The sequence below is a fragment of the Paenibacillus sp. DRB1-1 genome, assembly GCF_052119485.1.
GTDB classification, from domain to species: Bacteria; Bacillota; Bacilli; order Paenibacillales; family Paenibacillaceae; genus Paenibacillus; species Paenibacillus polymyxa_B.
On the sequence record NZ_JBODQH010000001.1, the window covers coordinates 2,288,438 to 2,311,012 of the forward strand.

Genomic DNA, 22,575 nt, shown 5'->3' on the forward strand with positions numbered 1-22,575 from the left:
GTTATGATTCCTTATGGTTGATTTTTTCTTTAATCGCAGCCAGTTCATCTTCTGCATTCGTACTCTTCTCGTATTGTGCAAATAAAGCATCCAGGTCGTCCTTCGTTCCTGCTCGAAGCTCGGCTATAGCCATCGCTTCATCATACGCTCTGTTCACCTGTTCTTCCATAACTTCGAAAGCAGAATTCTTGCTGCCCATAGAGTTCAAGGTTTGCTGTGCTTTGGCAACCGCCATCTTCCCTTTAAGTTCAGCGCGCCGCGCTTCTAGTTGCCCCATATCGGACACCAACTTCTCCTGCATTTGTTTCATATTTACGGCGTTTGTCGAAGCTACATCATAGGACGTTTGTAATTGTCCCAATTTCTCCGCCTGCAAACCTTTTCTCTCCAAAAACTTTCGAGCTTCCTCTTCATTACCAGCTTCCACAGACTTACTGGCATAATGCTGGAGCTTTTTGATTTCGGCTTTGCATTCATCCAGTGCTCTTTTCGCCCTTCTCTCATCAGCCAAGACTGAGGCCGTCTCCGCTTTCACCTTGCCTAGATCACTGTTTAAATTCCGCATATAATCGTCAATGGTTCTCTCCGGATCTCCCACCTTATCCACTAAGGCGTTAATATTCATTTTCATAATATCCCTAAACCTCGACAAAATCCCCATGATGACCTCCTTCGAAAGGACTACATTCCACCATATCATACATCAAATCCGGTAAAAAATGTTCATCCCAGCCATATATACTGGCCCATTGATCACTTTCAGATGTGTGTTCGTTTTATTATAAAAGCAAAGGGTCCAAAAACCCGCGATAGATTTTTGAACCCTTCTATTTATTGTTCCTGATTATAGTTCTTCATAGGACTTGGGGTCCTGTCCCCATATCCGTCCATTCTCACTGCTAAATGCCGAAATCACGTTCATTTCCTCTGGAGACAACTCAAAATCGAAAATATCCAGATTCTCCGTTTGGTGTTTTAAGGAAGAGGCCTTAGGGATCGGGATTGCTCCAAGTTGGATATGCCAACGTAAAATCGCTTGTGTAGTCGTTTTGCCATGAGCAGCAGCGATTTTCCCAATCTCTTCATTCTCCAGCATGCTGTGACCGCGACCCAAGGGGCTCCACGATTCCGTCACGATGCCCTGTTCAGCATCCTTTGCACGCTGATGCTCCTGATTAAATAATGGATGCAATTCAACTTGATTTAAGCTCGGCGTGACACCTGTTTCTCGAATTAAACGTTCATTATGCTCGGGCAGAAAATTGCAGACCCCGATGGAACGAATATAGCCCCTTTTCTTCGCCTCAATCAACGCCTGCCAGGCTTCAACATATCGATCGATTTGGGGATTCGGCCAATGGATCAGATAAAGATCATAATAGTCCAGACCTCCTCTATATAATGACTCTTCGATCGTTACAATGGCTTCTTGATAAGCATGTCGGCGACCCGGTAGTTTGGAGCAAATCAACAATTCTTCTCTGGGCACAGAGCTCTGCTGGACCGCTTTCCCGACAGCACCCTCATTTTCATAGTTGAACGCTGTGTCGATCAAACGGTAACCTGCATCAATCGCGCCGGTAATCGCCTTGACTCCATCTGCACCCTTAAATCCAGCAGTCCCAAATCCAATGACGGGCACTTTAGTGCCATCATGCAATACCTTCTCCGGAATTTGTTGGTTCATATTAACAGCCTCCTTTACTATTCTCATATAACATAACACCTCTTCAAAGCACCGGCAAAATATAGAAATCCATTCCGTTCCCTATATATGTATATACCCACTAGTTCGTAACTTCCCTACCAAGTTCTCTGTGTGCTAAATCAAAAAGCGCCTGATCCCCATTGAAATCATACTTGAAGTCAAGGGGTCAGGCACTTGTTCCACTACCAAATCATATATCCCACTTCATACTTAATGGCTTGGTTGTCCAACACAAAGTTGAAGTGTCTGTATTTTTATTTCAAGCCTTTCCATACCCAGTTCTCTACCTCTGGCAAATCAATGCCCTCTTCGCGAATGAATTGATGATGTTTCTTAACCGTAGCATCCATTTCATCCACAATGTTGGTGTACTTCTCAGCGTCAGGTAAGTTGAGAACAGCTTCCTTCACTAAGTCAAAACGATCCATTTGATTCAATACACGCATATCAAATGGTGTCGTAATATCGCCGTTCTCACGGTAACCATGTACATGCAAGTTATGATTGTGACGATCAAAGAACAGATCTTTGATCAGACCTTCGTAACCATGGAAAGCGAAAACAACTGGCTTGTCTTTTGTGAAAAAATGATCAAACTCGGCGTCGGATAATCCACGTGGGTCTAGTTTTTGACTTCTCAGTTTCAGCAAATCTACCACGTTGATGTACCGAATCTTCAAGTCAGGCAATTTTTCATGCAAAATGGAAATCGCAGCTAAACTTTCAATCGTTGGCTCTGTACCAGCAGAAGCAATGACAAGGTCAGGTTCTCCACCTTGATCTGTACTTGCCCAGTCAATGATCTTCAACCCTTTATCCACCAATTCTTTCGCTTCATCAGCACTAAACCATTGTGGACGTGGGTGTTTAGACGAAACAATCAAATTGATCTTTTGACGGTCGTTTAAAATGGTGTCGAAAACAGCCAACAAGGAATTGGCATCCGCTGGCAGATATTCCCGAATAAATTCTGGTTTTTTATCAGCCAAATGACCTAACAAACCTGGATCTTGGTGTGTATACCCATTATGATCCTGTTGGAATACTGTTGAGGTTGCTACGACATTCAATGATGGGATATCTGCACGCCATCCTTGATCCGTTGCTTTACGCAGCCACTTAAAGTGTTGGGTGATCATCGAGTCAACCACACGCAGGAAGGCTTCGTAACTTGCAAAGAAACCATGACGACCTGTTAATACATAACCCTCCAGCAATCCTTCAGCTTGGTGTTCGGATAATTGAGAATCAATTACGCGCCCATAGGATGATAAGAATTCATCATTAGGTTCAATAATTTGGTCCATCCATTGGCGTTTGGTTACTTCAAAAACAGGAGCCAAGCGGTTAGACATCGTTTCATCCGGTCCGAAGATTCTGAAATTACGATTTTCTTCATTTAAGAGAACCACATCTTTAACGTATTTCCCTAAAACCGACATATCTTGCGCAATCACTTTACCCGGTACGGAATTATCCAATGCATAGTTACGGAAATCCGGTAATTTCAAGTCTTTAATGAGGTTACCCGCATTCGCAACAGGGTTCATTCCCATACGTTTATCGCCTGTAGGCAGAATTTCAGCAAGCTCAGAGTTTAAACGACCGTTTTCGTCGAACAATTCCTCTGGTCTATAGCTATTCAGCCATTCTAACAAAGCAGGTGCGTGCTGCATATTTTTTTGATCAACCGGAATTGGAACCTGATGGGCACGGAATGAATTTTCATTCGGTACGTTGTCCCATTCCTTCGGACCTGTCCAGCCTTTAGGTGAACGGAATACAATCATCGGCCACGCCGGACGAGTAAGGTCATTATTTTCACGCGCATTCTTCTGAATAGCTTCAATCTTCTCGATGGCCGTATCCAATACTTTCGCCATTTCTGGATGCATGTGATCCGGATTTTCACCTTCAACAAAGAACGGTTCCCAACCCAAACCTTTAAAGTATGAGGTCAATTCTTCTTTCGATTGACGAGACATAATCGTTGGGTTACTAATCTTAAAGCCATTCAAGTGCAAGATTGGCAGCACTGCACCATCTGTGATGGGATTGATAAATCTGTTAGAGAACCACGAAGCGGCTAATGGGCCAGTTTCAGCTTCGCCATCACCAATAACAACAGCCGAAATCAGATCAGGATTATCCAGAATGGCACCTACACCATGAGAAAGGGAGTAGCCTAATTCTCCACCTTCATGGATAGATCCAGGTGTTTCAGGAGCAGCATGTGAAGCAATACCGCCAGGGAAAGAGAATTGTTTGAACAATTTCTTCATACCTGGGATATCTTGTGTAATTTGCGGATAGATTTCAGTGTAGCTTCCATCCAGATAAGAATTTGAAACCATAACCTGGCCGCCGTGACCAGGACCTTCAATGTAAAGCATGCTCAAATCATATTTATTAATAACACGATTTAGATGTGCATAAATAAAGTTTTGGCCCGGAATTGTGCCCCAGTGTCCAATAGGCTTAACCTTCACATCTGAATCTTTTAAAGGCTCTCTTAACAAAGGATTATCTTTTAAATAAAGCTGACCTACCGAAATGTAGTTCGTTGCACGCCAATATGCATCAAGTTTTTTCAAATATGTTTTAGATGAATAATCTGCTAACACGGGTGATAATGACATTGTGTCCACTCCCTAAGTAGTTTGGTTTGTAATTTATTTCCGGAAATTTCATCTACATGTCCATCATAACGCTACGCCAATTTAATTCAACCTTTTTCACAAGTGATACGGTCCAATTTTGTGAAATTTTGAACATACTATGAAATATAAATTAAAAAGACAGTAAAAAAGCTCTTACATTTAAATATATAGAAGTATAAACCAATAAAATTTGTATTAAATGAGGCAATCGCAGGCTTCAATCCTTTTTTCAAAACCATAAAAAAAAGACCGGAGAATTCTCCAGTCTTATCATTAGTGAACCGATACAAAGGTATTAAATTTCAAATATTTATAATGAAATCGCATATGAGAAAACTCAAATGGCGTACCGTTATCTAAAAAGAACACACCTTCCATAATACCTACAGGCTCATTTTCATTTAAATGTAGTAGCTTTTGATCATTCTCTTGAGACGGTTCTGCAAAAATGGATAAAAAAGATTTGGTGACGGCCAAGTTCCGCGAGTCTTCCAAATAATTAAAAATGGACCCCTCGATAATTGTCTGATTTAAATTTTGGACAATTTTAATGGGGATATAGCCCGTTTCAATCATAAATGGATCATCATCAAACAGACGTAAGCGGACAATTTTGTAAACAAAATCATGAGTCTCCAAGAACAAATCGCGCTGTAATTCTTCTGTTGGCGGAATGACCTCAAAACTCAATACTTTGATTTTTGGCTTTTTACCATGCATTTGAAAATTATCAGTGACCCCTAAATTAGAGCCTTCGTAGTTAAAGATAGATTCATTTCTTATGTATAATGGATTTATAAATGTCCCGGAACCTTGTTTTTTGAAAATAATTCCGACATTCTCCATTTTAGTCAGAGCACGTTTAATTGAACTACGACTAACCTGGTAAGTCTCACTAAGACTACGTTCATCTGGCAATCTCATATCTGCAAACTTTCCCGCAAAGATTTTCATCTTGAGATCGTCAATAATTTGCTTATAGACAAATTGTGTCATATAGTACTCCTCTTTCAGGTCTTCTATAACTCTATATAGTTTACCATAACTTGCCCATTTCATCTCATGTTTGTTTCTGTTTGCTGAGCGGGCTTTCAGCGGATAGGAAGTGACCTCGCTTTTACTTTACATCTCTATGCATAATACCATGATTACACATACATAACACCACTGAACGTGCCTGCAAAACAGCAGGAAATACAGAACCCCTACCTTAGCATCAGTAATAAAACCAAGCCTGTTTCGAACCTTGAGGGATGTTTGACTAGACCAGGCTACAATCCTTGAATACATTGTTATTATTTATCTTGTTCAAGCGTTTTCTAATAAGAATGGTGGGGGGAGATCATATTGGCTATCCGCTACAGCGTCATCATTCCAACCTATAATCGAGCCCAGCAATTGTTGCTCACACTCGCTTCATTTGAGACACAAACCTATCCAAAGCAACTATTCGAAGTAATTGTAGCTGATGACGGTTCTACAGACGGAACGAAAGAAATGGTCGAAGGCTTCAAAGCATCCTATCCTCTTATCTATGTGTCACATCAGGAACAACGCGGTCGATCTGCCGTTCGAAATTTGGGACTGCGCCGTGCAAAAGGGCTATACATCATCTTCTGCGACGCTGACTTTGTAGTATTACCGGAATTCATTAGGATCGTGAGCCGTTATCACCGTAAATATCCCAAGTCCGTGCTCTCAGGCATTCCTCACTCATGGGACGATGCTTTTACCCATTATTACCCTGACTTTTCACCTGAAGAAAAAGAACAATGTCGCAACATACTTACGCAGTCCAACTTATGGAATGCTGACTATGAAGCAGCGAACGAAATTACTCCAATCATAACCCCTGAAGATATCCTTCACCAAACGGGTGCACTGTCTAAAGTAGTTAGTCCCACAAGGGTACCTCCCAATACGCAGAAACAATTTGCCTCAACGGACGTTGCCCCCTGGATGCTGCTGGTTACTCGTTGTGTAGCCATCAGACGCAGCCACTTGATTCGTATTGGAGGTTTCAATGAACGGTTTGTGCTGTATGGACTCGAAGACTGGGACCTTGGCTATAGACTGCATCGCTTGAAGATCCCTTTTTATTGCATCAAAGAGGTGGTCGGATACCATCAGGAACATCCAACCTATCTTAGAGGTAACGTTTTAAATACGGAAAACCTGAGAATCATGTATGAAACCTACGGATTCAATGACTCCTCGTTAAATTTATTTGCCCTTATCCCTCCATCCGAGGATTTTGAGACCTACAAAAATACGTTGCGGGTATTGCGCAGGGGATTCCGCTCTAGGTTAACACGCTCATCAGCACTGTTATTAAGAAGAACACTACGCATTGCAGCCAAACAGTTCTACGATCAAAGCCATACTCATGCATACAAAAAATCATTACACTTGATAAAAAAGAAAGCAGAGAATCGGAAAAGTCGAGTCGCTCACGTGTTACGAGAAATGCTGGTGAAGTCTGAAAAGCTGGTGGAATAGCAAGAGCCCGGAAGGCCCCGAAACACATGAATTTTTCCCGGAATAAAAAGACTCCTCCATATGAGAGCAGGCCATACTCGGCAAGCTGTCTTATGGAAGAGTCGTATGCAACTTTTACTTACTGTTGTTTCCCAGTTAATGTTCTCACTTTAATAGGGTGCAGATTCGCCTCGATTTGAGCCCGCTGCGGTTCATACCACTCTGGCAGCATTAATTTCTGCCCCAAAGATTCAGCAGGTTCATCGTTAGCAAATCCCGGTGGGTCTGTAGCAATTTCAAATAGGATGCCGCCCGCTTCTCTGAAATATATCGCATTAAAATATTGGCGGTCTATGATTGGAGTCGGCTGATAGCCATAATGCTGGACTGCGTTTCTCCATTCTTCATGCTGTTCAAAATCTTTTGCACGCCACGCAATGTGATGTACCGTGCCTGCTCCACCAAAGCCTACACCCATTTTGGCGAGCGGAACATCTACGATGTTGCCGATTTCTCCTACGGACTGATAACGGGCATATTCGGCGTCTTCAGCGATTTTCGTAAATCCGAGTATGCTCTCCAATGCATCCATCGTTCTCTGTGGATTGACGCTAAATAGCACGGCACCTCCAAACCCCTTAATTGCTTTATCAGCCGAAATGCCACCGTAAGACCAAGTACTATTCGCTCCCGCTTCACGTTCAACAAGCTCAAGGCGTAAACCCTCATTATCCTCGAATTGAAGATATTGTTCAGAAAAACGGCTCGTTTTCGTAACTTGAATATCAAAGCTTTGCAAACGATGCTGCCAAAAATCAAGTGAACCTGGGGGGACCACATACGAGGTTATCCCCACCTGGCCACCTCCGATTCGTCCTTTGGGAGTCCCTGGTGCAGGAAAAAAAGTAATGATCGTTCCAGGACTTCCTGCCTCGCTACCAAAGTACAAGTGGTAAACCTCAGGAGCATCGAAGTTGATTGTTTTCTTCACTAACCGAAGTCCCAGGACGCCGGCATAGAAGTCGTAGTTTTCCTGCGGATTACCGGCAAAAGCTGTAATATGATGGATACCTGTAGTTTGAAGTGACATATGAAGCCCTCCTTTAATCGTAGGAACCTTTATTTTTGATTATTGATGACTTTTAATGACCTAAACATCATGTTTTATCTAAGTAATGCATCGATGGAATATGAACCTGCCCCTGTTAACGCAATACCAATTACGACTGCAATAAGAACTAGCGGATATTCATAGCCATTAGCTGTTGCCCAGATCCCGTTTGGACCATGTACTTTGAAAATTGCTCCGAGCATAGTCACCGTAATCAACAATGCAGCCAGTGGTGTGAGCAGTCCTACTGCAAATAGAGCTCCTCCCAACAATTCCATCAACCCGGCAGACACTGCCATAAATACTCCGGGCTTAATGCCGATCGATTCCATCCAACCGCCGGTACCTTTTGGACCATAGCCGCCAAACCAGCCAAAAAGTTTCTGTGCTCCGTGCCCCACCAATAACAATCCAACCACCAAACGTATCAGTAACAATCCACTTGCCAACATAAAAATCACTCTCCATATTATATTTATTTAAAGATTATTGAATTAGAGATATTAGATAAAATTAAATTCATTGTTCAGCGATTTGAGCCTGTTCTTTTTTTAGTTTTTCAGGCGTAACATCGTCTCCATTCGGATCATAGATCGTAGCATTCAAGAGAATGCTTTGTACAGAACCCCGAAAGATTTGAAGGTATTCTTTGCGAAGATCCGTTTGTTCCGTTTTTTCGATTTCAGTCAACCCAACTTCTTTCGTTTTTTTTGCAAGCTGATTAATTCTTTCTAAAATGGTGATCATGTGTATACCTCCTTATTCAAAATTTTCTGGTTGTTTTACCTTTAATTTATTTATCTTGATATAAAGATATAATACTTTTCTATCTGTGTCAATACTTTTTCAAAAAGAAAGAAAAGTATGACCTCCCAATCCATTTATGAGGTATCCATAGGGCAATATCATATCAGCGGCTAAAACAAAAGGTTATCCTACAACAGCCCTGTTCAACTGTTGCAGAATAACCTTTGTCCTATAGCTTTGCTGTTACGTATGCATTATATCGGGTAAGACATTAATCCAAGGAATCTACAAGATTCTTAACTTGTGCATGGAGATTCAATGCATTCAAAATAATCGTTATAGCCTCCGCACGTGTGGCATTACCCTGTGGATCAAATACGCCAGCACTCTTGCCAGTGATGATACCGGCTTCTGCGACATCCTTAATTGCGCTCGTTGCATAGGAGCTTGCACTCGATAAATCTGTAAAGCTGCCTTTGGAATCATCTTTATTCACGCCATTCAAGTTCACAATGCGGGATAGGATGATAACTATTTCTTCACGGCTAATCGTTTGATTTGGTTTGAAGGTTCCATCGCCATACCCACCAATTACCCCTGCGCTGGTGAGCTTCTCAATAGCTTCCTTAGCCCAGTGACTGCTGATATCGCTCATAGCAGCGGAATGGTCGGCATCCCCGCTAATATCGAATACGCGAGAGACAAGCATTGCGAACTCCGCACGTGTAATATTGCCATTAGGTTTGAACTGTCCATCCCCATAGCCTTTGATCATCTGCAGCTTCACAAACGTATTGATCGCCTTTTCAGCCCAGTGTCCTTTAATATCGGCTAGTTCAACCTTGACATTAGCTTGCTTAGCTTCCGCTACCTTGGACTCAATAGCCTTAACTGAGCTTGCTACATTAACAATGCTGCTCTTGAACACATCAATAGTAGGCTGCACAGTTTCAGGATTCGATGCCGGAGCAGGCGACGTGGTCTCTGTTGTTGATATAGTCGATGCAGATGACGCAGATGATGTATCCGTTACTGATTTATCTTTCTTTTTGGACGGTGCTGTTGGCTTGACTTCCTTGGAGACTGCGGAAGCTACACTGCTACCTGCACCATTTTCAGCTTTCACCGTAAATGTATATGTGGTGCCATTGGTCAGCCCCGTTACCGTGATTGGGATTTCCGTTCCTATTGCGGTAATATTTCCTGGCGAGGCTGTGACCTCGTAGCGTGTTATCAGGCTTCCTCCGTTTTCAACAGGGATATTGAAGCTGACCGTCGCTTGTCCATCACCTGCTGATACAGTTACATCCGTTGGCGATGACGAAATCGTTTTAGGTGTTTCGCTCACTTCATTGGAAACAGCACTCTCTCCTCCTGGGTTGGTTGCTTGTATAACAAAATAGTATGTGGTGCCATTTGCCAATCCTGTTACATCATAGCTGTATACTGAACCAGTTACCGTGGCTTCTTCTGATCCATAAGCTCCGGAAGCCGTACTTTTGAATATTTTGTACCCCGTGGAATCCATCATCGGATTCCATGTAAGACGTACTTGCGAGTTTCCGGCTGTAGCGGGCAGCAATACCGGTACTCCAGGCACTGGAACCTGAGGCGTTGCAACCGCTTCATTGGAGCTATCGCTGCTGCCTCCCGCGTTGCTTGCCTTGACTACATAAAAATACGTCACACCGTTCGTTAAACCTGTTTCCGTATAGCTGTAGGTCGCCCCGCTCACAGTGGCAACCGGAGTTGACTCATAGGACCCCACTGTTGTTCCCTTGTAAACATCGTAGGTGACTGCTCCCGCAACACTGTCCCAGCTTAACGCAACTTGTCCGTTACCCGGTGTCGCGGTGAGTCCTCCGGGTGCGGCAGGCGCATTAATATGTGGCTTTGCGTTCACTTCACTGGAGAAAGAGCTATCCCCGTGCTCGTTACTAGACTTAACCGCAAAATAATAAGTTGTACCATTGGTCAGCCCTGTTACTGCTGCGGTTGTGCCGTTGACCGTCGCAACCGGAGCTGCATCGTATACACCTGGCGATGTGCCTTGATACACTTTATAGCTTGTTGCATCCAACACGCTGCTCCAGTTTAACGTTACTTGCTCATCACCTGCTGTAGCTGCAACGTTGATTGGCGCATTCAGCGTAGTATTGTATAGCTGGAATTCTGTAATGTCAGGGAAAAAATTCCACGAATTAATCGTAACCTTCACATATCTTGCACTGACAACCTGAGGCAATGTTTTTTTGATAATTACATTCGTATTCCCAGTTACTGTATCCACCGCAGTCCAATTGGAATCATCATTGCTTATTTCTAAGGTAATTCCACTGTTGTACCGGTCTGGCAATGTCTGTACCAAATAACTGTTAAACTGTGTTACCGAGCCTAAGTCAACCTTAAGCCAAGGAGTACCGCTTGCGGAAAAAGGTCCCCACTCGCTACGTGGATCACCATCGACTGCTTTACTTGGAAGAACACCGGCCCAATTACTGCTAGCTGTTGCCGTTTTATTTAATGCCAAGTTAGTAGCGGCTGCATGTGCAGGGGTCACTCCTGCCATAAGAAATAATACCAATAACGAAGAAATATACCGTCTAATCATCTGTTTCTTTCACTCGCCTCTCGTTATATTCTATGATGATGTTCATACGAGTCTTCAACCGGACTATTGATCTACATACCTAACGTTCTTATCTACTCTCTTTCGTTGCAGGACCTCTGCTTGCTGGCACTTGATTCATGTATCGGCTGAACCCTACCGTCTTCATTGCGGGATGGAAATGCCTCCGCTTTCTATATTCGATGGTTGCCCTAATCGGCTATATTCTCCATTTTAGCGTCGCTGCTTACGTGCTGCTGCTCGTACTATCCATGTTCAGGACTCCCAACAGCTTTCTTGATTCGCTCGCCCATATTGCCTCTCCCTCCCCATTGCAATACATTCTAGCAAACTGTTCTCACAAAATTCTCACAAAACCACGAGTGGTGTCGAAAAAACAAGAAAAGTGACTATCCCCCTAATAGATTGTTCTACTGGGAATAACCACTTTTTTATTAATCCAGTATTCGGTTTTCGGCAAAATTGTCGGACAAGACCTACTTTGTCCGCTGTTTTCCCTATACATCAGCTTGCGCCCTACTCCAAATAGGACGCCTTCTGGCTTCTCAGCTCCTGCGGTGGCTCCACCCCCAGTTCCCTGCGATAAGAAGCCTCCAGCTGCGCGTAATGCTTGAGCATTTTCTCCTTTTCCCCACTACTTGCATAGATGCTCAGCAAAATCTGATTCATCTCCTCATGCAGGGGATACATAGTCAAATAACCATCCATTCTCTGCTCCGCTTTTTCCCAATCCTCCCTGGCAAAATCCTGTTGGATCAAACTGCGTACCAGCGTTGTGTACTGTTTGTAGAATACTTCCTCCAGCGGAGCTTTCCAGAAGTAATCTTTTCTCTCCAGCAGCGGGCCTTTGTAGAGCGAGCATACATGCTCTGCTTGAGCCGCATCTTGAAGCCCTAATACACGAGTATAGTCGTACCCCTCATATTCCAGCACATCGTACGTTAGATCCGATGGTTCCAGCATGTATCCTTGATTCGTTTTCTGAATCTCCATACCCATTTCTTGCTCTTTCAACAATTTCTTTAAACGATACATCGTATTATGCAAATTATGTGACGCTCGATCCTCGCTCATATCCGGCCACAACAAATCTGTCAACCGCCACTTGTTGAGATTTTGACCCGGATGACAGAGGAAATAAGCGAATAATTCCTCCGTCTTGCGTGTTGGGAAGCGAATTAGCGTTCCTCTCGGACTTCGAACCTCGAATCCTCCAAAGCACCGAATTGAGGGCAGCCCCACCTGTTGTTTAGCATCACCGACAGGCCGATGCAGCTTAACCAACCGGTTTGCGACCCGCTCAATCGCCACAGGTGTCACAGGCTTCAAAATATAGTCGAAGGCATAAACCTTAAATGCATCCAACGCATAATGCTTGTAAGCCGTCGTGAAGATGATTTTTGTCTGCTCCGATGCTTCGTAGATATTCTCCGCCAGCTCCAGCCCATTCATCTTTGGCATTTCCACATCAAGGAAAGCAACGTCCGGCCGAAGCACAGGCAGGCTAGCCAGCGCCTCAAGCGAGCTTGTAAAAGCACCTATGATCGTAAAGTACGGGTTTTGCCCGATAACATGTTTCATTAAATTCAAAATCGGTATTTCGTCCTCCACAATGACCACGTTAAACAACCCTACTCCTCCTCCGTTTTCCCGAACCGGTCATTTCGTTATTCCTTACAGGCAAATACATCGTTATTTTAGTTCCTCTTCCCATATCGGAGCTGATGTTTAGCGTTGCCCCTGGGAGAGAGTCCAGACGCTTGCGTATATTATGAATACCGATGCCGCAACCCTGCAAGTCCCCTGTGGACATGCGGTACAGCAGATCCTCCGATATGCCGACACCGTCGTCTTCTACTACCACCCGGATATAACCGTCAACCTCGTTGATAGCGAGCGTTACCTTGCCATGTCCTTCCTTCTCGAATAAACCGTGCCGAATCGCATTCTCGACAAAAGGCTGTATGCATAAAGGAGGAATTTCCAAATGCTCTATACGTTTATCATAGTGAAAATCGTAGTCGAATCGCTCTCCGAAACGGGCTTTTTCGATCTCAACATACGCCTGTATCAGCTCTATTTCCTGATAGAGAGGGACGAACTGCGTCGAAGAATCCATGTCCAGGATGTAGCGCAGGTACTGACTGAGCATCGATAACAAGTACGCCGCTTTTTCCCCATCCGTATAGCAAAAAGAAATAACACTGCTCAAGGCGTTGTAGAGAAAATGCGGTTTAATCTGGGCTTGATGGAACGCTTGCTCATTGCGAATTGCTTCCTGGAGTGATGTTTTCACAGCGATCAGGGTTTGGATTCTGGCAATAAGCGTTTCCGCCTCAAACGGCTTGGTCAAATAATCGTTGGCCCCGGCCCGGAAGCCGAGCGCAATATCCTGCGGCGTATCCTTAACCGTTGCGAACAAAATGGGCAGGTCGAGAATGGAGTAGCTGCTGCGCAGTTTCTGACACAGCTCAATGCCCGAAATCCCCGGCATCATCACATCGAGGATAACAAGATCCACTTGCGGGTACTCTTCTACCTTCTCCAATGCTTCTTTTGCCGAGAAAGCGGTAACGACATTGTAGCGATGCCGTTTCAAAATATTCAACAAGGTATAGATATTAGAGGCTTCATCGTCAACAATCATTACTGTATGCTCATGCCCATTCCAAATGTTCAGTTCATGATCCTTGTCGGTATAACGCTGCTGCTCTTCCAGCGCATATGCCGTTTCACGATTGGCCGGTATCTGAACTGTACTTGGTAATGTAAACGTCATGCGCGTGCCTTGACCAACCTCTGACCAATCCACCCAAATTTCTCCGCCCATCCGTTCGACTAGCTTGCGGCTAATGTACAAGCCAACGCCCATTCCTGTATATCCATCCTTCGGCAGCGGCCCGTCAAGCTGCTCAAAATATTCGAAAATCACAGCATGCTTATCCTTGGAAATCCCTGTTCCGGTGTCCTCGACGGAAATCGTAACCGTTCCGTGGGCAATGCTCGATACCACCTTGATCAACCCTTCATCTGTATGCTTAATGGCGTTACTAACCAGGTTGTACATAATTTGACGCAGCCGATTCTCGTCCGCTTGCACCCAGACGTCGGGATCGACTTGATTATCCAGCCGCACAGCTTTGCCCAAAAGTTCAAATTGCAGCACGTCGAATACAATTTGCGTTACCATTCTGGCATCCACAGCGGTCGGGTGCAGGCGCAGCTCCCCATGCCTCAAGCGGGTAACATCGACTAAATCGTGAATGAGCATGGACAGCTTGATAGACGTATCCTTGATTAGCGAAAGATTCCGTTTTTGCTTGGGCGACAGATTCTTTTCCTCATCATCCAGCAAATAAGACGTCATATTCAGAATGCCATGCAGTGGAGTCTTGAGCTCATGTGACGTATTCATCAAAAACTCGTCCTTGAGCTGATTGGAGACTGTCAGTTGATATGAAAGAATTTCCGTCTTCTCATAAGCATTCGAGAATCGAACCACGAGCAGGATATTCATGATGATAATAAAACAAACTACTCCGAGTTTTCCCACCAGATCGGTCGAAACCATATTCTCCGAATAGAGGCTTCCGTCCACCAGAAAGATTACCATCGAAACGCTTGCACCAATAAAAAGCATTAACTCCTTCCGATCGGATGAGCCGTCTTGGCTTTGAATGTACAGGTACGCCATTCTGCCAATAATGTATAGGAAAACAATGATTAAATAGAAAAAGAAAACGTATTTCCCCTGGATATGCACATGGTAAGGCAGCGCAACAACCGCCGCAATATATAGGCCTAACGGAGTCAGGATCAACTTCAGCAGCCGAGACGAAATGAGGCGGGCTTCAACCGAACTGAAAAACAAAATGAGCACCACAGCGCCGATAAATTCGCTTAAATCGAGCAGCTTATATGCAATATCAAAAGGGAGGTCAGGCAGTACCCTCTGCAAGATTTTTTCGCCAAAAAGTGCTTTTTCCAATAATAGCAGCAGCAAATACAGCCCGCTGAGCCAATATGTTTTCTCTCTTCGCCCTAAAAGGCTGAAGCTGAGATGATACACGCCAAACATGCCCAAAATTAATATAATTCCGATATCGGTTCCGATCTGTATACTGTTTAGCTTCGTCACATCTTCAGCCAATCCGAATGGGATCGAGCCAGCAATACCACCCGTGACATATACGTAGTTAGACACTTGAATGACAATGTCAATTTCTTTGGCATCCGTGTGAAAAAATGCGCTGTAGGGCGTATTCCCAGGCTGATGATCCTTGATGTCGACTGCTGGGCGCCCACTTTCCCCTTCTAACTTGCCGTTAATGAACAATCGGTGGGAAAGGCGAATACTCCTTATTTTTAAACCTAAAACCTCATCCTTATCTTTAATCAGCACCCTCAACCGGTACGTACCATACCCTGTTCGGTTCATACCGCCGTTCGCTGATTTTCCTCTCCACGTACCAGGTACAGATAAATATGAGACCTCCGCACGCGTCCCTTGACGAAAATCAGCAGGCTCCAATAATTCGCCTTCATAAAATTCCCACTCACCATCCAGATTGACCCATCCCTGCTTGTGGAAATCCCACTTCGACAAATCCAGCACTCCCCGCTTCGCAGGCGGTATGTCCTGATTCGGTATCGTTTGCAAATAAATAGCGACGAACAACGCGATGGAGAGCGAAAAAATCAAGCCAATTCCGATGGCCTTGCGGTAATTCCCCCTGTTAATACATAGCGCCCCCTCGGAATTCATTTCAACACTTTTTATTCTATACATTACGCATTTCACAAAAAAATCACAAGACTGACATAAGTGACATTGGAGATGAGCGTGGGTGAGACTTCAATCCTATACAGATTCCGAAGATGGTCCTGAGGGGTCAGAACAATTTACCATTCTTGAAAAGTTGTCATCACTGGAACAGCGAAAGATCGAACTAAAACGAAGCTGATAGTGTCTCAACCGCGTTATGACCGCAATACCGAATAACATTCATAAACCTATTCTGTAGAAATGATGTCTACATTTGCTCTACAATTTTGTGTAATAAAAAACCAAAAACCCGCTCAATGAGCGGGTTTTTTTAATGGAGGCGAGGGGAGTCGAACCCCTGTCCGAAGATAACGACACATAAGCTTCTACGGGTGTAGTGACAGTTTTGATGTCACCCTAGAAACTCCCTGTCACCGGATTCCCTTCGGGTCAGCCTGGTTATCTTCTTCAGCTCACCGCAGGCGGAGATGAGACAGTGTATCCCACTAAAAGTCGAGCTCCTCGCCAAACACATGGGTTAGGGTTGAGAACACATGTTTAGTTTATTAGTGTAGGTAGATAGGGGTTGGTCAGTGTCTTTGCAATAATAGAATAGAATCTAGTTCTAGTCTTTCCTTATTTATCAACATCAAAAATAATCTATAGCTTTACTTTGCAACTGATTTATTACGGATTGAACCTGCCCGGGAGAAAACCTCAACTCGCCAGATATCTCAAATAAATCTCGATCATCTATCAAAAGAAGTACGACTTGCCTTTCTATTGGCGACAAGTCTTCTATAAAACGATCTACGTCAATAATAGTATCATCATGTGGGATTGAATTTATGAAGTCTAAACGTGTGGAATATTCATTATGGGTAAGCACTGGAGCGTCCAAGGAGAAAATAGATTCTAGTTTTTTTATAGCCCATGCTTCTTTATTTTTTTGCTCCATTATTATTTTCAACTGTAATAAAAAATAGTCTTCGAAGCATCCATATTTCGTTCTATAAGTACGGATAGCATGAATAAGTGCCAGAACACCTTCTGTAGTTCGATCCTCTGGTTCCAATCCTTTATAAGAATTTTTACATTCTTGAATAACAAAGGGAAAAAAGTGTCTAACAACATCATCTTCAGTAATTTTCGCCATTACATTATATCTTTCTTTGGAAGCATGGCACGAAGCCCATTTTTCCTTGGGTTTTTAGGAGTTTTTCTAGGAGTAGATGGTATTGGTTTAGTAGGAACTAACGTAGCCAACCATAGATCATCTTTTTTTTCAACAATATAATTGGCCGGTAGAGAAATTCCACGTATTTCAATTGAGTGAACCAATTCAGGGCCCTTTATCTTTCCATTTTTAAGAACATGATATCCCTTTTCGGGAATCTCTAATAACCCTATATTTTTCCCATCTGGACTTATGCCTACTGTTATTTCCTTAGAAAAATATTCACAGAGCTTACTGTTTAAACAGAATCCCTTGTCTTTAGATACAACTATTGATAAAACCGGCTTAGAAGGGCTAGGTAAAAACCATTCAAATTTTTGAATATCAAACTCTTGATTCTCATTAAAATGATTGCTCATATCTATTTCCCCTTTTTGTATCGATTGTATTCTTCTAAGCATCATACGTAAACTCTAGTATTTTTACTATGATAAATCGCACGTATGAAATATACATATATCGAACGTTTATTATAAAGTTGTTATATTGTTAAAATGTAGTATCTGTAATATGATGAAGTAGTATTGGTCAGATATATTTATCTGTGGATTGAAAAGATATTTGTATTTTTCAAGTTAAAATCAAAAAGGCTACCTTAAAACAGTAACTTTCTGTCTAGGTAGCTTTTTTGATTTATGCATCTGGAAATAATTCACTAAGCTCTATAAGTTGTTCACCATCACCATTTATTATCCTATCCAAATAATCTATATTCTTTGTTTCAAGAAATTCTAAAGCTTGATTAACTTCAGAAATAGATGTAATGATAATGGCATTCCTGTTATCCACTACAATGAATATTTCGAAGGCTTTACTGCATATCGATTTGGATCGAATATTTTTGTACACTTCAGACAGTCCAATGTTTCCCTTCTTATATCCCTTCATCAAGGTAATCCTTTATTTATGTTAAACTTTATAAGCATTATACCTTTGAAAAAGCAGCTGCAATATTCCAATCAATGGGACAAGGCCAACCCTTTCAAAACGCTAACAAATGGATATGAAGATTGCAAGAACTTTACCATAGATATGGTAAACCATAATACGAACTTCAAGAATTGGCTGCAATCATTTAAACCCATTATGTTATCTTGACTGAGTCATAAAAAAGACGCGAAAAAGCGACCTGTTAAGGTCGCTTTTCTGATGCTTAGTATGGAGGCGAGGGGAGTCGAACCCCTGTCCGAAGATAACGACACATAAGCTTCTACGGGTGTAGTGACAGTTTTGATGTCACCCTAGAAACTCCCTGTCACCGGATTCCCTTCGGGTCAGCCTGATTATCTTCTTCAGCTCACCGCAGGCGGAGATGAGACAGCGTATTCCACTATTTGTTAGCCCCTATCCCAGTCACATGGACGATGCTGGGTAGAAGCACGCACACAGTTTCTTAGGCTGCGAAAGCGTAGTTGTTTTGTTGTTTGCCGTTTAATAGGCTTTAGCGTTGATGAAGCGGACGCGTCCCCACTACCCGCTACCCATGCTCGAACTATCCCCGTCGAATCCATAAACGCCCCCTTATTATAAAAGGGCTCCACGGATAAATCCGGAAATACCGGAGCATAAGCATGCATAATATCAAAAGCTGAATTCTAAGATTCAACACTCGAACAAAGTTAAAAACCTTAAAACTGACTACTTCGTTAGTATACCATATTACAGCTCATTACGGAACGAAATGAAGCCATTTAAGCCTTATAAAATAGCACCATTACAGGAACAAGTAACTTCTCCACGTAATTTGTACCATAACCAATAATACAACAACTTATCTCGCAATTTTCTGCTTCTCACGCAAAGCGCGTTGGATATCACGCTGTGCATCGCGTTTAGCGGCAGCATCACGTTTATCATACTGCTTCTTACCTCTGCCCAGTCCGAGCAAAAGCTTGGCATAACCATTGCGAACATAAATCTTTAACGGAACAATCGTGTAGCCTTCCTGTTTGGACAGACCGATAAGCTTGCGAATCTGCTCTTTATGCAATAGCAGCTTACGTGTACGCGTCGGATCGGTAGGATTATTACGATTGCCTTGCTCAAAGGGACTGATATGCATATTGTGAATATGAATTTCGCCGTTACGGATCGTAGCAAATGCATCACTTATATTAGAGCGACCATTCCGTAGAGACTTAATTTCTGTTCCCGTTAGCACCATGCCCGCCTCGTAAGTGTCCTCAATAAAATAGTCATGGGAAGCTTTTTTGTTCTGGGCGAGCACTTTCCCGTCTGCCTTCTTACCCATGAATACCACTCCTTATGAATAACGTAATTCACTCTTGAAATCCAGGTATCAAAATCCGGCTACAAAGAGCCACCTAGAAATATATTGTAACAAATTTCAGATGGTAAAAGCAAGAAAGGTCAAGCCTTCTACATTTCTAATTGCAGTTATATCACACTTAAAGCAAGCGGCTTCCATCCATTACAGCAGACAGAAACCGCTCGTATACCTATCTTCAAATCAGCTTCATTCACTGCAATGAAAGCTCCAACCTTCAAAGCAAGTAAGCTCTAGCTACCTACTTCTTCTTTTTCCGCACAAAGCCCGCGGTGCTATTGCCGCCACTTCCGCCCTTATTCTTCCGCTTGCGACGTGCAGCGCCTTCACCGTTTGGTCTGGCATCACTGCCTGGTGTAGCTGCTCCGCCGATGAAAATACCGCTGGCAGACGTCTTCTTCCGTCGCTTGCTTGCCCCGGATGCTGGCGAGTTATACCCGCCCTTGCCACTGCCAAAGCCGAAGCTGCTAGCTGAGCCGGCTCCAGCTCCGTTTCCACCGCCGCGCCCTGAACGACCTGCAGTGCTAATACCTCCGCCACCTACGCCTGAACCGGCTTCTTTAGGCTTCCCGGCAGCATCACGACCGCCTTTACGCTCTTTGCCAGTCTTGTCCTTGCCACCCTTACGGTCGCGCCCTTCATGGGGCTTGCCTTTACCTCGGCCCTCACCGCCACGCGCAAAACCTCCGCCCTGTCCTGAACCGCTCGTCCGTTCACGGCGTTGCCGTTGCTTCATATCGACAAGTTCAAAGTCAATTGTGTAATCTTCCATGTTTACACGCGCGACGCGAACCTTAACCTCATCCCCAATGCGGAACACCTTGGAGGTGCGTTCGCCAATCAAAGCCATATGCTGCTCGTCAAAGTGGTAATAGTCGTCCGTAAGCGCACTCAGACGCGTCAGACCCTCCACTGTATTGTCCAGCTCAATGAACATCCCAAAGCTGGTTACACTGCTGATGATCCCCTCGAATTCCTCGCCGACCTTGTCCAGCATGTATTCAGCCTTTTTCATCTGCTCTGTATCACGCTCTGCATCCACAGCCACACGTTCACGCTCGGAAGATTGCTGCGCAATATCAGGCATACGTGCAGTCAAATATTCCTGACGCTCGGCTGTTAAAGCCCCGCCATTCTCCAATACCTCACGAATGACACGGTGAATCACCAAGTCAGGGTAACGACGAATCGGCGATGTAAAATGAGAGTAGTACTCCGCTGCTAGTCCAAAATGTCCTGTCGTTTCCGCATCATACTTTGCCTGCTTCATCGAACGCAGCATCATCGTGCTAAGCACGGTTTGCTCCTTCGTACCCTGAATATCTTCCAGCAACGTTTGCAGTGCACGCGGATGAATGGAATTTCCTCTACCTTTAATCTGATGCCCAAAATTAGCCGCGAAAGCCATAAAGTTTTGCAGCTTCTCCGGATCTGGGTCCTCATGAATCCGGTACAAGAAAGGTACTTTGAGCCAATGGAAATGTTCGGCTACCGTTTCATTGGCTGCCAACATAAACTCTTCAATAATTTGTTCAGCTATCGTACGCTCTCTCTTTACAATATCTACAGCTTTTCCTTCATTATCCACAATCACTTTAGCTTCATCAAAATCAAAATCAACCGCACCTCGGCGCATTCGATTAGCACGCAGCTTCAATGCCAATTCCTTCATCGTGCCGAATACATCAACGAGATCCTTGTACCGTTCCGTCAGTTCAGCATCTTCCTCTTCGAGGATTTTGCGAACGTTAGTGTACGTCATCCGTTCCTTCGTTTTAATCACACTGGTGAAAATATCATGCTTTACAACCTTCATATGCTCATTGAATTCCATCTCACAGGATAAAGTCAGTCGATCCACCTGTGGATTCAAAGAACATATTCCGTTCGAAAGTCGATGTGGAAGCATAGGAATGACACGGTCAACCAAATACACGCTACAACCGCGGTTATATGCCTCCTGATCCAGCTTGGAGTTCTCACGCACATAATATCCTACGTCGGCAATATGAACGCCCAGACGGTAGTTCCCGTTCGGCAAGCGCTCTACATTTACAGCATCATCCAGGTCTTTGGCATCCTCGCCATCAATGGTAACAATGATCTTATCACGCAAATCGCGCCGTCCCTGACGTACAATCTCTTCTTCCGTAATCGCGTCGGGAGCCTTCTCCGCTTCCTCTGTCACTTCATCTGGAAAAGCTTCCGGAAGCTGATGCTTGCGAATAACTGACAAAATGTCGACGCCCGGATCATCCTTATGACCCAAAACTTCCAACACTTCCCCTTCAGCCGCTGCTCGTCCTTCCGGATAGCTCACAATACGCACAACAACCTTTTGACCGTTTACGGCTCCATTGAAGCTTGTTTTTGGAATGAAAATATCCCGATTAATACGCTTATCATCCGGCAAAACGAAACCATATGCTTCGTGGCTCTGAAACACGCCTACTACTTGAAGCACTGCACGCTTCACGATCCGTACAACTTCACCTTCTAATCGACCGCCCGCAGGTCCCTTCGAGGACACTCTTACCAGTACCGTATCTCCATTCATCGCACTCTTTAAGTCGTTCGCATGAATATATACATCCGGGTGCTCCCGGTCCTCTGGAATTAGAAAGGCAAATCCCTTGGCATGAGCCTGCAAACGCCCACGCTGCAAATCCATCCGTTCCGGCACGCCATAACGGTTTGTGCTGGTCAGCAGGATTTTGCCCTCTTCCTCTAAGGCATTCAAGAGCTTAAGAAATTCACGGAAATCTTCCGCATCCTTAATATCAAAGTGCTGCTCCAGCTCCTGGTAAGTCATGGGTTTGTATGCAGTCTCGCGCATAAAATCGAGTAGTTGTTGCTCTGTTATCATAATATTGTCCACCTCGGGTGACCTTTAATTTTCAGTAATAAATCCGCATGTCCTTGTTCCTGATACAAGGCTCTTAATATACTCATA

At 43.9% G+C, this 22,575-nt stretch carries 15 protein-coding genes and 2 other RNA genes; 1 reads left to right on the top strand and 16 read right to left on the bottom strand.

The features are described 5' to 3' along the window. Position 1: 1 nt before the first annotated feature. The 4 genes from ACQW03_RS10105 to ACQW03_RS10120 all read right to left on the bottom strand — a co-directional run bounded on the left by ACQW03_RS10105 (position 2) and on the right by ACQW03_RS10120 (position 5,364). Entirely contained in the window at positions 2 to 661 is a 660-nt protein-coding gene (locus tag ACQW03_RS10105; protein WP_441949565.1) for a PspA/IM30 family protein, read from the bottom strand. A 183-nt stretch (positions 662 to 844) separates the two neighbouring features. Next, positions 845 to 1,687: an aldo/keto reductase gene (locus tag ACQW03_RS10110; protein WP_441949567.1), complete on the bottom strand. Its 843-nt coding sequence runs from the start codon at positions 1,685 to 1,687 to the stop codon at positions 845 to 847. 275 nt (positions 1,688 to 1,962) lie between these two features. Beyond that, on the bottom strand, positions 1,963 to 4,347 hold the full coding sequence (locus ACQW03_RS10115; protein WP_071639096.1) for a phosphoketolase family protein: 2,385 nt from the start codon (positions 4,345 to 4,347) through the stop codon (positions 1,963 to 1,965). A gap of 294 nt (positions 4,348 to 4,641) precedes the next feature. Continuing rightward, positions 4,642 to 5,364 (bottom strand): GntR family transcriptional regulator, encoded by a 723-nt coding sequence (locus tag ACQW03_RS10120; RefSeq protein WP_023986502.1) that lies wholly within the window; start codon positions 5,362 to 5,364, stop codon positions 4,642 to 4,644. Between the two features lie 351 nt (positions 5,365 to 5,715). On the opposite strand from ACQW03_RS10120, the gene ACQW03_RS10125 reads away from it, so the two are divergent. Next, on the top strand, positions 5,716 to 6,867 hold the full coding sequence (locus ACQW03_RS10125) for a glycosyltransferase family 2 protein (protein WP_441949570.1): 1,152 nt from the start codon (positions 5,716 to 5,718) through the stop codon (positions 6,865 to 6,867). Between the two features lie 118 nt (positions 6,868 to 6,985). Here the strand turns inward: ACQW03_RS10125 and ACQW03_RS10130 are convergent, their stop codons facing one another. The 12 genes from ACQW03_RS10130 to rnr form a co-directional block, all read right to left on the bottom strand. After that, entirely contained in the window at positions 6,986 to 7,936 is a 951-nt protein-coding gene (locus tag ACQW03_RS10130; RefSeq protein ID WP_441949572.1) for a ring-cleaving dioxygenase, read from the bottom strand. 74 nt (positions 7,937 to 8,010) lie between these two features. Continuing rightward, positions 8,011 to 8,409 carry a DoxX family protein gene (locus ACQW03_RS10135; RefSeq protein ID WP_061830219.1) on the bottom strand — a complete coding sequence of 133 codons (399 nt, stop codon included), beginning with the start codon at positions 8,407 to 8,409 and terminating at the stop codon, positions 8,011 to 8,013. A 67-nt stretch (positions 8,410 to 8,476) separates the two neighbouring features. Continuing rightward, on the bottom strand, positions 8,477 to 8,704 hold the full coding sequence (locus ACQW03_RS10140) for a DUF896 domain-containing protein (protein WP_441949575.1): 228 nt from the start codon (positions 8,702 to 8,704) through the stop codon (positions 8,477 to 8,479). A 271-nt stretch (positions 8,705 to 8,975) separates the two neighbouring features. Continuing rightward, entirely contained in the window at positions 8,976 to 11,315 is a 2,340-nt protein-coding gene (locus ACQW03_RS10145; protein ID WP_441949577.1) for an S-layer homology domain-containing protein, read from the bottom strand. Positions 11,316 to 11,849: 534 nt separating this feature from the next. Beyond that, a complete protein-coding gene (locus ACQW03_RS10150) occupies positions 11,850 to 12,953 on the bottom strand; it encodes a response regulator (RefSeq protein ID WP_252508857.1) in 1,104 nt (367 codons plus the stop codon). Between the two features lies 1 nt (position 12,954). Further along, the gene (locus tag ACQW03_RS10155) at positions 12,955 to 16,098 is read right to left on the bottom strand and encodes an ATP-binding protein (protein WP_441949579.1); all 3,144 of its coding nucleotides are present in this window, start codon (positions 16,096 to 16,098) and stop codon (positions 12,955 to 12,957) included. 332 nt (positions 16,099 to 16,430) lie between these two features. After that, positions 16,431 to 16,849: a transfer-messenger RNA gene (gene ssrA, locus ACQW03_RS10160) on the bottom strand. Between the two features lie 404 nt (positions 16,850 to 17,253). Then, positions 17,254 to 17,694 carry a hypothetical protein gene (locus ACQW03_RS10165; protein ID WP_076293804.1) on the bottom strand — a complete coding sequence of 147 codons (441 nt, stop codon included), beginning with the start codon at positions 17,692 to 17,694 and terminating at the stop codon, positions 17,254 to 17,256. A gap of 274 nt (positions 17,695 to 17,968) precedes the next feature. Then, on the bottom strand, positions 17,969 to 18,223 hold the full coding sequence (locus ACQW03_RS10170) for a hypothetical protein (RefSeq protein ID WP_076293803.1): 255 nt from the start codon (positions 18,221 to 18,223) through the stop codon (positions 17,969 to 17,971). A gap of 268 nt (positions 18,224 to 18,491) precedes the next feature. Next, positions 18,492 to 18,856: a transfer-messenger RNA gene (gene ssrA, locus ACQW03_RS10175) on the bottom strand. A gap of 250 nt (positions 18,857 to 19,106) precedes the next feature. Then, positions 19,107 to 19,586: an SsrA-binding protein SmpB gene (smpB, locus tag ACQW03_RS10180; RefSeq protein WP_013308270.1), complete on the bottom strand. Its 480-nt coding sequence runs from the start codon at positions 19,584 to 19,586 to the stop codon at positions 19,107 to 19,109. Between the two features lie 277 nt (positions 19,587 to 19,863). Continuing rightward, positions 19,864 to 22,488 carry a ribonuclease R gene (gene rnr, locus ACQW03_RS10185; protein ID WP_076293801.1) on the bottom strand — a complete coding sequence of 875 codons (2,625 nt, stop codon included), beginning with the start codon at positions 22,486 to 22,488 and terminating at the stop codon, positions 19,864 to 19,866. Between the last annotated feature and the right edge of the window lie 87 nt (positions 22,489 to 22,575).